A 13,765-nucleotide genomic window follows, 5' to 3' on the forward strand; every position below is an offset into this window, starting at 1 on the left:
CCGAGTTGCGCATGTAATTTATCAAAAACAGGTTCCCCCCATCCTACAGGTACATTCTGAATGACACAAGTAACAGTTCCCCCTATCGTATCGCCCTCTTTTCGGATTTCTTTGATAAGCGCTTCCATTCGCTCCGCAGTTTCCAGATCGGGACAACGCAAAGGATTGGATTCGGTAAGTGAAAAATCCAAAGCTTGATACGGTTTTTCTAAAAAAATATCCCCTACAGAGGACACAAAAGCATTTATTTTTATTTGAGGAAGCATTTGTTTGGCCAAAGCCCCAGCGACCACTCGACATGCGGTTTCACGAGCCGAACTTCGTCCTCCACCTCTATAATCGCGAATTCCATACTTTTTTTCATAAACATAATCGGCATGACTCGGACGGTACGTGTCCTCCAAATGGCTGTAATCTGCCGATTTTTGATTGGTATTGGGAATGATAAAACCAATAGGCGTCCCCGTCGTTTTCCCTTCAAAAATTCCCGATAAAAATTGTACTTCATCCTCCTCTTTTCGTTGGGTAACGATTGCTGATTGTCCCGGCTTTCTCCGTTGCATTTCGTTTTGAATAGCCTCAAAATCTATAGCAATTCCCGCCGGAAAACCATCAATGATACCGCCCAAGGCTGTACCGTGCGATTCGCCAAATGTAGTTAGGGTTAATAACGTTCCAAAAGTATTTCCAGCCATACATCCAATTTGAACAAATATAAAACTTAATTTTGGCATGGTCTTTTAATTCAAGCACAAAAATTTTCTTAAAATCAAGCAATAAATATACTAAAGCCCTTATTTTACGGTTTGTAAAAGAACACGCTCTAATTTGTTTAACTAAATTTTGCAACTATGAAAAAAATGCTGTTTATGTTCGCTCTGCTGGGTGGCGCCTATTTTGCTCAAGCACAAGACATTTCAAAACATGCTTTGGGTCTTCGTTTGGGAGACAATGATGGATTTGGTGGAGAAATCTCCTATCAGAGAGGCTTATCCAAAAACAACCGTCTTGAATTTGACCTCGGATGGCGTAACAGCAACAATGTTGATGCGTTTAAATTGACAGGACTTTACCAGTGGGTATGGGAAATTGATAATGAATTCAACTGGTATGCCGGTGTTGGGGGTGGTTTAGGAAGTTGGAGCAATGATAAAAATGGTGTTTCCGATAATGGAACATTTTTATTTGCTGCAGGGAATGTTGGTATAGAATACAATTTTGACATTCCGCTGCAACTGTCCTTAGATTTCCGACCTGAAATTTATTCCAATTCCAGTGATTTCCGAGACGAAAGTTTGGGTCCCGATATCGCTTGGGTATTCGTTACCGTTTCTAACCATAAACATAAATCCCGGTTACTTGCCGGGATTTATGATTTGTAGATCAATCGGTTTTTTACTTTTTATTTTCAATACAAAATTAGGAGTCGTTATCGCTGTAGTGGCCATTCCTTTTGGGGCGATTTCGCGAATAACCACTTCTACTTTATCCTTCAAAATTTTTACTTTTTCCACCTTAATCGACCAACCTCCTGTAGGCTTTTCACCTAAATTGACCAAAATAAAATTGTTATCTTGAATGTCATTTGGCTTTAGATACGGACTAATAATGGGATCCTTCAGTAACATTTGGTATTCACTTTCCTCAGTTATAAATTCAAAAAACTGAAAAGAAGCTCCATCATATTCCCTACTAAATAAAACATCATACGCCGTATAACTTGACTCTGGCGGTAATGTCGATTTACAAGCAGTTAGAATGAGTACACTAAAAAATAAAACTACGCTTTTTTTCATGATTTATAAATGGCTTCATGGTATAACTTTTCGTATTGAGGCAAAATCAGCGCAATATCGAATTGCTGGGCCACTTCGAGTGCTTGTTTCTTAAACGTCGCCAAGGTCTCATTATTGTTGAGAATGTAAATCGCATCTTTGGCCATTGCCTCAATATCGCCTGCCGGAGCCAAATATCCAGATATGCCTTGCACATTAACTTCAGGCAATCCACCCGTATTACTGGAAATCACTGGCACACTCCAAGCCATTGCTTCAAGGGCCGCTAAACCAAAACTTTCGGTTTCTGAGGGAAGTAAAAACAAATCGGAATAAGCCAAAATACTATCTATTTCATTACTATTCCCAAAGAAAATTACTTTGTCGACGATACCCAATTCCTCACACAATCGTTCTGCTGGAAGCCGTTCGGGACCATCCCCTACTAACATCAACTTAGAGGGAATGGTTTGCTGGATTTTATAAAAAATTTTAACGACATCGGGAATACGTTTTACCTTTCTAAAATTACTGATGTGAGTGATAATTCGTTCATCTTTTTTAGCCATAACCGACCGTTGGCAAGCGATATGATTTTCATTGCGATGCTTATCCAATTCAATAAAATTAGGTATCACATGAATTTCATTTTTTACATCAAAAAGTCGGTAGGTTTCTTCTTTTAAATTGCGGGAAACAGCCGTGACAATATTGGATTTATTGATACTAAAACTAACGGCTGTTTTGTAATTTGGATGTTTGCCTACTAAGGTAATATCAGTACCGTGTAGCGTGGTAACCATGGGAATGTTAATCCCTTGATCGCGTAACATTTGTTGCGCCATATACCCTGCATAGGCATGAGGAATTGCATAATGTACATGTAATAGTTCGATTTTGTGAAGCTTTACCATGTCTACCAACTTACTGGATAACGCCAATTCATAAGGTTGATAATGAAATAGCGGATATTCGGGTACATTGACCTCATGGTAAAACACGTTGGGGTTTAGTAAGGCTAGACGAACGGGTTGTCGGTAGGTAATAAAATGAATTTCATGCCCTCTTCGAGCTAATTCCAAACCCAATTCTGTGGCCACTACGCCACTTCCCCCAAAGGTTGGGTAACAAACAATAGCAATTTTCATATCCTGAAGTGCAGCATAAACTTTTCCCCAAAAAACAAAACAGCCTAAATCAATGACTTAGTTTTTTAAAATAGGATTTAATCTGCTAAACGAATTTACCAAAAAAATCAAGCGAAAATACGCGGAACCAATAATTAAAATTAGCGATCTAAAATGGCTTCTTGGATAATCTTTTGAATTTCCTCTCGGATATTTTCTTTTGACAATTTATTGGGAGCATTACTATCGGGAAAGGTGCGGTTGGAAAGGAACACATAGACTATTTCACTCACAGGATCGGCCCAAACCATAGTGCCTGTAAATCCAGTATGACCAAAACTTTGCGGGGATACACATCCACAGGTTGGCCCTTCTTTTCCTAATTGGGGTTTGTCAAAACCTAATCCTCTGCGGTTCCCTTCGGAGCAGTAATGACATGTATTAAAAGTAGTAAAGGTTTCGGGTGAAAAATAGTGTATTCCACCATAGTTCCCTTGTTGCAAATACATCTGCATCATTTTGGCCATATCCAAACTGTTGGAAAACAAACCGGCATGACCAGCCACGCCTCCCATCATGGCAGCGGCCATATCGTGTACATACCCTTGAATCCAAGTTTGACGAAAATAGTTGTCAATTTCGGTGGGTGCTATAGTACGCGCGTCAAATTTATGCAAAGGATTAAATCGTGTACTTGACAAGCCCATGGACTGATAAAAGTTGGTTTGAATCGCTTCATCCAAGGGTTTACCCATAAATTTCTCTACAATGCGTTGTAAAATTATAAAGGTAAAGTCAGAGTATTTGTATTCTTTTTGGTCTAGTAATTTGCTCTCTAAAATTTGGGTGAAAATCGATTCTTTGTACTCATTTTTCAGATACAGATTTTCAGAAACTTGAACTTCAAAACCGGGCTTTTGACCCAAACTATAATATTGGGGCAGCGGACACTTCTCGGCATCTAAAGTTGCTTTGTAAAAGGGAATCCAAGCTTGAAGTCGGGCATAATGTGACAATAACTCTTTCAAAGTAATTGCTTCTTTGTTGGTTCCTTTTGTCTCCGGCAATAGTTCACCCAACGTTTGATCGAGTCGCAATTTCCCTTGATCATACAATTGCATCACCAACGGTAAGGTCGCTGCGATTTTGGTCACTGAAGCCACATCGTATAGGTCAGAGGGTTGAACTTTAGTCAGCGCTTCATAGGTTTGATTCCCATAGGCTTTGTGAAAAATTACTTTGCCACGACGGGCAACTAACACCTGCATTCCAGGGGTCATTGCGCCTTGTATTGCTTTTTGAGCCACATGGTCGATGCGTGCTAAGGCTGTAGGACTCATTCCCACATTTTCGGGCGCAGTAAATCCCAAGCGATTGAGGGGTGTGAAATTAAATCCATGTCCTTCATGAAATTCAGCATTGATGGTAACGGGTAATTTTCCTTTGGGTTCAACCGCACCAAACAGTACTTGAGCCGAAACCACTTGCGCAATCTCGCTATTTTGATACGACACTACCACCGCTTCTATATTTTCATACGAGGGAACCGCAGAAAGCGCGTAGGGTTTGACAAAACCATCTAAAATAACTTTGTTCGACTGGGCTATTTTATCTAAAAGTTGAAGTTCAGCCTCCGAAAAATCATGTTTGCGCCAAGCCCGATCGGACTTATGAAACCCGACAATGACTAAGTCATATTCTTTCAATCGAATATTTAATGTGTCGGGATTACTCTCAACGACTTCGGTAACGTCGGTATACTTGCGAAGCATTTGAAGAAAAGGACTGTGTTGATCGTCTCCTAATTTGACATAGGCAATTTTTTGACGCAAATCTTTAATGGGAAGAATATCGTCTTGGTTTTTGACCAACGTAATTGCATTTTCATAGATTTGATAATGCAAGGCCTCTTTGAAAGGCGTAAACATAGCCTCAGGAATCTCTTTCTCCTCAACGAACTGGGGCTTTTGTAGTCCAATTTTGTATTTATAGCGCAATATTTTTTTAACCGAATGGGCCAAACGGTTTTCAGAAATTAATCCGTTTTGATAGGCTGTTGCAATTTTTTCACTGGCTAAAGGAACATTTTCAGGAAAAAGTAGAATGTCATTGCCGGCTAAAAAAGCTTCCAAATCCAATTCTCCTGGTGCCATAAATTTACTGGCACCTTTCATGTTTAACGCATCCGTAAAAATTAATCCTTCAAAGCCTAATTCTTCTTGCAAAATATTGGTCACTACCGAATGGGAAACCGAAGTTGGCCATCCGTCGCGGTGTTCCAAACTTGGAATATTTAAATGGGCCACCATCACCGACACCAGCCCTTCATCAAACATTTTTTTGTAAGGATACAATTCTACCCGTTCAATGCGCTCTTTGTCAAACAACAATTGTGGGAGCGCGTGATGGGAATCGGTTGCTGTATCGCCGTGACCCGGAAAATGTTTCCCGGTACAAAAAACGCCCGTACTTTGCACGCCTTTCATTATTGCTACTGCATGATCGGTGACATTGTGCTTTTCTTCGCCAAAAGAGCGATGCCCAATAATGGGATTTTTGGGATTGGTATTGATATCTAAAACAGGAACAAAGTTAAAATGACATCCAATTCGTTTGGCTTCCAGCGCCATTTGTCGACCAACTTCTTCCAGTAAGGCATAATTTTTAACGGCACCCAAGGTCATATTCCAAGGGTATTTGTAGGTAGAATCCAAACGCATATTCAATCCCCACTCGGCATCAATGCCAATGAACAAAGGCACTTTGGACTGTTTTTGAAAACGATTGGTCAGTTTCGCTTGTCGAACGGGACCACCCTGAAAAAAAATCAAGCCCCCAATGGATTCGTTTCTTATCAATCGGTCCAAACTGTTCACATGTACGCTATCTTTGTTAGAATACGCGGCCACCATAAACAACTGTCCAATTCGTTCTTTCAACGTCATTTGGTTGTAAACACTATCGGCCCAAAGCTGTTCTGCTGGAGTATCTTTGAAAAATGTTTTGCGATCGGCTTTGGCCACAGGAATATACACATCATCCTCCTCTCCAGAAACCGTATTGGGCTTTGGAAGTGATTTTGAATGAGTTTTCGAATGGCTGTTTTTTACGGAATTACATTGAACCGCAAAAGTAACTGCGAAAAGCACGAACAAAAATTTAACGTAGTGTTGCATGGGTTTGAATTAGAAAAAACGAGCATGCCAACTTTCAGCGGCAGGTACCTCCCAATGGGATTGCCACTCCTCCACCGTGTTTACCAAATTATTGAACACGATGGTATTAGGACCCACCGATTTTTCTTTGACCATTCTTTTGAAATCAAGCAAAGTTTTGTGCGTAATAAATACTCCTTGACGAAAAGTAACATTCATTTTATCCAACAAATCAATTTGGTACTGTTGCTCTAATTGTTGAATTAAAGCCACCGAAGCGTCTATAGAACAGCCTGTTGGTGATTGCACGGACGCATTAACAGCCAACACAATAAATCGCTGGTAAACGACTTTAAACGAAGCTTCCAAAGCCGTTCCGTGAGCCGACCATTGGTGCACAAAATGCAGCAATAATTGCTCAATTTCGATCACTTCCTCCTCCGAAAGTTTGCGATTGGCAGGGTAAATCCATATTCGGGATTCCTCCGGTAATTGTTCAAAAGGAATGTACATACTATATTTTTAAGACCGTGATGGAATCACTTTAAATTTTATTGAAACACTAATTTACTTGGTTGTTGTAAAAATTGACTAGAGAAAAATAAAACTCACTGTAATATTTAACACTTCATTACCTTACAAGTCTTGAGCGTTGGCTATTAATTCAGCAATATCCAAAACTTTGATTTCGCTTTCTTTCTCGTAATGCTTCACGCCATCAGTCATCATGGTATTGCAAAAAGGACAACCTGCAGCAATTACTTCCGGCTTGGTTTCCAAAGCATCTTCGGTGCGCTCAATATTGACATCTTTGTTCCCTTTTTCAGGCTCTTTAAACATTTGGGCACCTCCTGCCCCACAGCATAGACCGTTGGCGCGGGACCGTTTCATTTCAACCAATTCGGCATCCAATTTTTCAATCAAAGCCCGTGGCGCTTCATAGACATTGTTCGCTCGACCCAAGTAACAAGGGTCATGAAAAGTGATGCGTTTTCCTTTGTAGGTGCCCCCTTCAATTTTCAAACGTCCCTCGTCCAATAAGGATTTAAGAAATTGGGTGTGGTGAATTACTTCATAATGCCCGCCCAATTCAGGATATTCATTTTTTAACGTATTGAAACAATGGGGACAGGCGGTAACAATCTTTTTTGCTTCATATGCATTGAGCACCTGAATATTCATCATGGCTTGCATTTGAAACAAAAACTCATTCCCTGCGCGCTTCGCTGGATCGCCAGTACAAGATTCCTCTGTACCCAAAACTGCAAAGGAAACCTTGGCTTGATTTAAAATTTTGACAAAAGCTTTGGTAATTCGTTTGGCACGATCGTCAAAGCTTCCTGCGCATCCCACCCAAAAAACCACTTCAGGTTGTTGTCCTTGCGCCATCATCTCGGCCATTGTCGGTACATTTAAAATTTCAGCCATAGTTCAATTCGTTTGAAAATATTCTAACTATTCATGTTTCCCATCGTCAAAAACTTGGATGGTGACTTCTTTTTCAATTAAATCGGTAAAATTCCCACGGTATCGGGTAGCTTTGACCAAGTGGTTATCAATCCAGTGGTAGTTTCCGCCACGGGGTTTCCCAAATAAAATTCCGTGGTACTTAAAACCGTGTTGTTTTAACCAGGTTTCGGTGTACGCACGATGCGCTTCGGTACGGGAGGTAAAGAAATAAATCACATGACCTTCGTCGTACCATTTGTTGAGCGTAATCAATGCATCGGGATAAACTTCTGCGGTTAACATGCGCTCAGGTTCTTCATTCGGAATGTCATCGCAAATAGTTCCATCAATATCAATGAGGTAATTTTTGATGCCTTCCGGTAAAATAGGGCTAAGGTGCTGTCCGTTTTCAGTAACAGACTGTAAAGACTTTTCAATGTCTTCTGATTTCATGATTTTAATTTTTTGTTAGTTACATTTTTCCGTTCCATTCCCGCCCTCACATAAGGAATAGTTCGGTTATTGTTTGATGCCATGCATCGCGTTACTCACTTTTCCAATTCAAACGATCCATTTGGTTGTATTGCCATGGAGCACCGTTATTCTCAATATTCGTCATCATTGCGTTTAGCGATTGTGGCGCGGCACTTTGTTCCATTACCAAATAACGTCGCATATCCATAATAATTAATAACGGACTTATATTTACCGGACATTCTTCCACACAAGCGTTGCAAGAGGTACAGGCCCATAGTTCTTCTGTGGTAATATAATCATTCAATAACGATTTGTTGTCGGGAATGAATACTCCTTTGTTGGCATCGATGTTTCGACTCACTTCCTCTAAACGATCGCGGGTATCCATCATGATTTTTCGGGGAGACAATTTTTTACCCGTTTGGTTGGCTGGACAAGAAGAGGTACAACGCCCACATTCGGTACACGTATAGGCATTCAGCAACTGTACCCAATTCAAATCCATGACATCACTCGCTCCAAATTTAGCAGGAACCGCATCGGTTGTGGCCGGTGTAGCAAAAGGATCAGCGTTGGGATCCATCATTAATTGTACCTCACGAGTAACACTCTCCAGATTATCAAGCTTACCTTTGGCATTCAGGTCCGCATAATAGGTATTTGGAAAAGCCAATAAAATGTGCAAATGTTTAGAGTAATATAAATAATTCAAGAAAATCAAAATGCCTACAATATGCATCCACCAGAAGGTTCGCTCTAATAACACTACCGTACCTTCATTAAGTCCATTGAAGATTGGACTGATAAAATGACTCACAGGGAACGAACCTGCACTCACATAATGCGAAGCACCTGCTTGTTGCAACCAAAAATCGGAAGCATTCATCAACAAGAACAAAGTCATTAATACAATTTCAAAATACAAAATAATGTTGGCGTCACTTTTCGGCTTTCCCTCCAAATCCGTACTCGCAAAACGACCAAGTTTCAACACATTTCGTCGTGCCCAAAACACAACAACAGCCACCAAAACAAGAACCGCCAACACTTCAAAAGAACCGATTAAGAAACTGTAAAAGCCACCCATAAAGGCAAATATGCGGTGGGTACCAAAAAGTCCGTCGATAACAATCTCGAGCATTTCAATATTGATGATCACAAATCCCACGTACACCAAAATATGCATGATTCCCGAAACAGGGCGTTTTACCATTTTAGACTGTCCCAAGGCAATCATCAACATATTGTTCCAACGCGCTTTTGGATTATCGGATCGGTTGACCGCTTGTCCTAACTTGATGTTACGCATTAACTTTTTGACATTAAGGGCAAAATACCCCACGCCAATTGCCAAAATGACCGCAAAGAAAATATTATCCAAATATTCCATCGTATTTTATTTTTTTATCGTATCGGCCACAGGAGCCACATACGGTTTATTTTTTTTACCAAACAAGGACACGTTTACATAACGTGTCGGATTTAAACGCAAATCTTGCAACAACAGTTCCAATTCTTTGGACGTTTTAGTGAAGTTGGCATACAACTGCTCGTCTTTCATTAATTTACCCATCGTCCCTTTTCCGGCTTCCATTTGCTGCAATAGAAGATTTACATTTTTTAAAGTTTCATCCAATTTAGCCACGGTTTCAGCCCAATTGGCTTTGGCTAAATCGTGGGAAATTTTCACAAAATTAGCTGAAGCTTTTTCAGCGTTGGCTATGGTCCCTTTGATATTTTTTTGGTTTTCCGCCAACATCGTATTGGTTTGGGCACCCGCTTTTTGAAATTCAATCAACATGGCATCGAGGTGCGCCAAACTTTGCCGCAAATTCTCTTTAGTGGAAGCATCCATCACCTGATTGATGTTTTCCATCATCGTATTGGTGTTGTCTAATAACTTCAACACTTTTACCTTCAGGGGTTCGATTTGACGAGCAATTTCTTCAGTAAGTCCCAATTTCGTTGCCGGAACCAACTCACCGCCATCAGGCACCAAATTTCCAGAAGCAGCGGGTATTATAGCAATTTGTTTTCCCCCAATCGGACTCGGAGCATAGATTTCAGCTTTGCTGCCCTCTTTGATAGGAAAATCGGTATTGATTTGCAATTCCACTTTAATTTTTGCTGTTGTATTGTCTAATGTCACAGCACTTACTTTTCCGATGGTTAACCCATTGATGGTAACGGGAGCCGATTTTTCTAAACCTTCCACATTATCATATACGACATATAAAATGCGTTGTTTACTTAGAATGTCTTTACCCTTCAAAAAGCTGTAACCCCATATAAAAAGGAGTATGGAGGCAATAACAAGTATGGCAGTTTTTAATTCCCGTGTTAGTTTCAAAATCAACTATTTTTTAAGCTGCAAATTTATAATATTATTTCATAGCTTCTTGCACCGAAACGCTCTTTCCGTCTTTAAATGCAATTACAAATGCTTGGGTATATCCTTTGGATTTGGCTTCTTGCAATAACATTTTGGCTTCTTCATAATTGGCCGTTTGCCCATAGGTGTATTTGTATATTCCCGCTGGGGTTTGCGCCACTTCAATATTTTTCAACCCTTTAAAGTTAGACGGAACCGTTTCCAACTTTTTGGCACTTGCTGAAATTTGAACTTTAAAAACTACGCCTTTTGTCACGGGTTTGTCCACAATTTTTGGCTCAGTTTTCTTGGTTAAAGTATCTTTTTTGGAAGGAGAAGGCGTGACAGGCAACTCCTCTACCCGTTGGGATGGTTTGACCGAATCCGCATTGTCTTCCCCATCAAAATGATCTTTTTTATAACTTAAAATCGCTTTGTAAATCGCCTCTGCAATTTCGTTTTGCCCTTCCTCCGAATCCAAACGAGCGCCTTCTACCGGATTGGAAACAAATCCCGTTTCAATCAATACACGAGGCATATACGCTTTGTGTAAAACCATGTAAGGCGCTTGCTTCACTCCCCCGCCACGGCTTTTTTTGCCTAACATTTTCACAAAATTATCTTGGATTTTTGCTGCCAAAGCGATACTGTTTTCTAAAAACTCTTCTTGCATAAGCATCATTCCAAGCATTGTTTCGGGTTTTCGCGGATCATACCCTTCGTATTTTTGCTTATAGTCTTTCTCTAAAGTAATAACCGCATTCTCTCGTTTGGCCGCTTCCAAGTTGGAGGCGTTTTTGGACATACCCATTACATACGTTTCGGTACCATCGGCTGCTGGATTCTTGTTGGCATTACAATGAACGGAAACGAAAATACTAGCATCGGCACGATTGGCGATGTTTGCTCGTTCAATCAAATCAATAAACACATCGGTCTTTCGGGTATAAATTACCTCAATCCCATTGTGTTTCTCTAATAATTTCCCAACTTTGAGTACGATCTCCAAATTGATGTTTTTCTCAATATGCCCATTGTACACAGCACCAAAATCGTGATCCCCATGTCCAGCATCTAAGGCAACTTTAAATTTTGACGTTTGTGCCGCAAGTTCACTGAGGGTTAAACAAAAACAAAAAAATACCAATATCGCTTTCACAAAGGGTTGACTCATAATTCCAATCGTTAATTTTAATTAAATCCGTAAAAGGATAAAATAATTTATTAGCTATTTTTGACGAAATAATATGTAAGTTTGCCCGTCAAAAATCGGACCACATTTTTACAAAAATAGTATTAATCCTGTTGCGTACCAAGATATTTTATATCGTTTTATTAGCCGTTTTCCTAACATGGGGAAGCTCAAGCAGCTATGGGCAGGTAACTACTTCAAATTCATCGACTCCCAACGAAAAATTAGTCAAAATTGTACCACATGATTCACTACCTAAAGGGAAGAAATACTTGGAAAGTATCGTAGATTATTACGGAAAGTCCTATGTAAAGTTTGACCAAAAAAAGCAAATCATCACCATGATGGATGAGGCGGTTTTGAAGTACATGGATTATGAGTTGAAAGCGGGCATTATTGTTTTTGATTATAAAAATGACGAAGTGTATGCGGGTCGTTTGAAGGATACGGCTGGAAATTATTTCCAATATCCTGTTTTCAAACAAGGCGCTACAGTGGTCGAACCTGATTCTATTCGGTTTAACTTTAAAACTAAAAAAGCTAAAGTTTGGAATTCGCGCACCAAGCAACAAGAATTAAACATACTCGCTGAAATCTCCAAAAAAGAAAATGATTCAGTGTATTTTATGAAGGGAGCGCGATTTACGACCTCTGAAAATGTGGAAGACCCTGAGTACTATTTTTTGGCACGAAAAGTAAAGTTTGTCCCCAATAAAAAAGTGGTCGTCGGGTTTACCAACATGTATATTTATAATGTCCCTACGCCTATCGCGGTTCCTTTTGCTTTTTTTCCAATAACCACCAAAGCCCGATCCGGAATTATCATTCCAGCCTATGGACAAAGTAATTCTCGCGGCTTCTTTTTACAAAATGGCGGATATTATTTTGCTTTGAGTGATCATTACGATTTGGCTTGGCTGGGCGATTATTTTACCAACGGGAGTTATGCTTTACGGGCAGAGACCAATTATGCCAAGCGCTATCATTTTAACGGAACGTTTAATTTGCGTTTTGAAAATCAAATCACCGGAGAGCGCGGATTTCCGGGGTATGCCAAACAAAACATTTACAACATTCAGTGGAACCATACGAAAGACGCTAAATCGAATCCAAGCTCGCGATTTTCAGCTTCGGTCAACTTGGGAAGTAGCCGCTATTTTCAACAATCATTAAATATTAACAACTTGGGGTCGCAGTTGAACAACACCTTGAGTTCGTCGATTACCTATTCCAAAACGTTCAATACCGAACCCCAAATTAACATTACGGCATCGGCAACGCATACGCAAAACAACCAAACACAGCAAATTGACATGACCTTGCCCACGTTACAGGGAAGTGTGGACCGAATTTTTCCTTTTGCACCTAAAAGTGGTGTCAAAAAAGGTATCATTCAGAACATCAACTTTCAATACAATGTCAACGGACGAAATCAGTTTCGGGTTCAAGAGGAATTTTTCTTCCGAAAAGAAATGTTTGATACGGCACAAATTGGTATGCAACATTCGATACCGCTACAAACCAATTTCAAGTTATTTCAGTTTTTTAGCGTAACTACATCCCTGAATTACAATGAAGTTTGGGTAAATAAAACAATCCGTAAAGGTTATGATGCGGCGGTTAATGAGGTTGTTACCACGCAAGTTAGTGGTATTGATGCCTTTCGAACTTATTCCATAAACAACTCCATTGGAACCACGATCTATGGAAATTTTAAATTTAAAGGCGAGGGCCGTCTAAAAGCCATTCGCCATACCATCCGACCCACGCTGACTCACTCGTATACCCCCGGATTTGATCAATACTTTGACAATTATGTTTCCAACAGTGCGGGAACGGTATTGCGGTATACCCGATTTGAAAGTGGCATTTATGGCGCTCCTTCCAATGCTTTGTCCAACGCATTAGATTTATCCATTGTAAACGTTTTGGAAGCAAAAGTTCGCGATAGGGATTCTACCAAAACGGAATTGAAAAAAATATTTTTATTGAACAATCTTACGGTAGGTACGCGCTATAATTTTGCAGCACCTACTTTTCGTTTGGGAACGTTCAACATGACTGGAGGTACTTCATTGTTTAAAGAAAAAATGAGTGTCAATTTTGCCGCTGTTTTTGACCCCTACCAATTGAATGAATCCAATGTTCGGGTGGAAAAATTTGTTTGGGACAATGGAGGCTTTTTGCGAATGACGAGTGCCAATTTGACCATCAATTAC

11 protein-coding genes and 1 pseudogene are annotated in these 13,765 nt (G+C 40.0%); 2 read left to right on the plus strand and 10 right to left on the minus strand.

Going from position 1 to position 13,765, the window contains the following annotated elements:
• On the minus strand, positions 1-695 hold a 695-nt coding region (aroC, locus tag Q0037_RS01505; RefSeq protein ID WP_297514372.1), incomplete at its 3' end, for a chorismate synthase.
• Positions 696-851: 156 nt separating this feature from the next.
• On the opposite strand from aroC, the pseudogene Q0037_RS01510 reads away from it, so the two are divergent.
• A pseudogene (locus tag Q0037_RS01510) lies at positions 852-1,336 on the plus strand (hypothetical protein).
• 19 nt (positions 1,337-1,355) lie between these two features.
• On the opposite strand, the gene Q0037_RS01515 reads toward Q0037_RS01510, so the two are convergent.
• The 9 genes from Q0037_RS01515 to Q0037_RS01555 all read right to left on the minus strand — a co-directional run bounded on the left by Q0037_RS01515 (position 1,356) and on the right by Q0037_RS01555 (position 11,528).
• The gene (locus Q0037_RS01515; protein ID WP_297514375.1) at positions 1,356-1,796 is read right to left on the minus strand and encodes a protease complex subunit PrcB family protein; all 441 of its coding nucleotides are present in this window, start codon (positions 1,794-1,796) and stop codon (positions 1,356-1,358) included.
• Positions 1,793-2,923 carry an N-acetyl-alpha-D-glucosaminyl L-malate synthase BshA gene (bshA, locus tag Q0037_RS01520; RefSeq protein WP_297514378.1) on the minus strand — a complete coding sequence of 377 codons (1,131 nt, stop codon included), beginning with the start codon at positions 2,921-2,923 and terminating at the stop codon, positions 1,793-1,795. The genes Q0037_RS01515 and bshA overlap by 4 nt, the downstream gene beginning before the upstream one ends.
• A gap of 140 nt (positions 2,924-3,063) precedes the next feature.
• Entirely contained in the window at positions 3,064-6,051 is a 2,988-nt protein-coding gene (locus tag Q0037_RS01525) for a glycoside hydrolase family 3 N-terminal domain-containing protein (RefSeq protein WP_367274069.1), read from the minus strand.
• Positions 6,052-6,087: 36 nt separating this feature from the next.
• Positions 6,088-6,570, minus strand: coding sequence for an ABC transporter ATPase (locus Q0037_RS01530; protein WP_297514383.1), 483 nt, complete (start codon positions 6,568-6,570; stop codon positions 6,088-6,090).
• A 123-nt stretch (positions 6,571-6,693) separates the two neighbouring features.
• Positions 6,694-7,485 (minus strand): (Fe-S)-binding protein, encoded by a 792-nt coding sequence (locus Q0037_RS01535; RefSeq protein ID WP_297514386.1) that lies wholly within the window; start codon positions 7,483-7,485, stop codon positions 6,694-6,696.
• A 27-nt stretch (positions 7,486-7,512) separates the two neighbouring features.
• The gene (locus Q0037_RS01540) at positions 7,513-7,959 is read right to left on the minus strand and encodes a phosphoheptose isomerase (protein WP_297514389.1); all 447 of its coding nucleotides are present in this window, start codon (positions 7,957-7,959) and stop codon (positions 7,513-7,515) included.
• A 91-nt stretch (positions 7,960-8,050) separates the two neighbouring features.
• Complete coding sequence (locus tag Q0037_RS01545; protein WP_297514392.1) at positions 8,051-9,373, minus strand: (Fe-S)-binding protein; 1,323 nt, start codon at positions 9,371-9,373, stop codon at positions 8,051-8,053.
• A 6-nt stretch (positions 9,374-9,379) separates the two neighbouring features.
• Positions 9,380-10,333, minus strand: a complete 954-nt coding sequence (locus Q0037_RS01550) for an MlaD family protein (protein ID WP_297514396.1) — start codon at positions 10,331-10,333, stop codon at positions 9,380-9,382.
• Between the two features lie 34 nt (positions 10,334-10,367).
• Positions 10,368-11,528 (minus strand): N-acetylmuramoyl-L-alanine amidase, encoded by a 1,161-nt coding sequence (locus Q0037_RS01555; protein WP_297514400.1) that lies wholly within the window; start codon positions 11,526-11,528, stop codon positions 10,368-10,370.
• Between the two features lie 131 nt (positions 11,529-11,659).
• On the opposite strand from Q0037_RS01555, the gene Q0037_RS01560 reads away from it, so the two are divergent.
• The coding region (locus Q0037_RS01560) for a putative LPS assembly protein LptD (protein WP_297514404.1) at positions 11,660-13,765 on the plus strand (2,106 nt) is incomplete at its 3' end.

The sequence above is a fragment of the Flavobacterium sp. genome, assembly GCF_027482425.1.
GTDB lineage: Bacteria > Bacteroidota > Bacteroidia > Flavobacteriales > Flavobacteriaceae > Flavobacterium.

Coding starts and splice junctions, on each gene's coding strand:
- Q0037_RS01515 (WP_297514375.1), bottom strand. CDS start 1,796: ATGAAAAAAAGCGTAGTTTTATTTTTTAGTGTACTCATTCTAACTGCT.
- Q0037_RS01535 (WP_297514386.1), bottom strand. CDS start 7,485: ATGGCTGAAATTTTAAATGTACCGACAATGGCCGAGATGATGGCGCAA.
- Q0037_RS01530 (WP_297514383.1), bottom strand. CDS start 6,570: ATGTACATTCCTTTTGAACAATTACCGGAGGAATCCCGAATATGGATT.
- bshA (WP_297514378.1), bottom strand. CDS start 2,923: ATGAAAATTGCTATTGTTTGTTACCCAACCTTTGGGGGAAGTGGCGTA.
- Q0037_RS01555 (WP_297514400.1), bottom strand. CDS start 11,528: ATGAGTCAACCCTTTGTGAAAGCGATATTGGTATTTTTTTGTTTTTGT.
- Q0037_RS01545 (WP_297514392.1), bottom strand. CDS start 9,373: ATGGAATATTTGGATAATATTTTCTTTGCGGTCATTTTGGCAATTGGC.
- Q0037_RS01540 (WP_297514389.1), bottom strand. CDS start 7,959: ATGAAATCAGAAGACATTGAAAAGTCTTTACAGTCTGTTACTGAAAAC.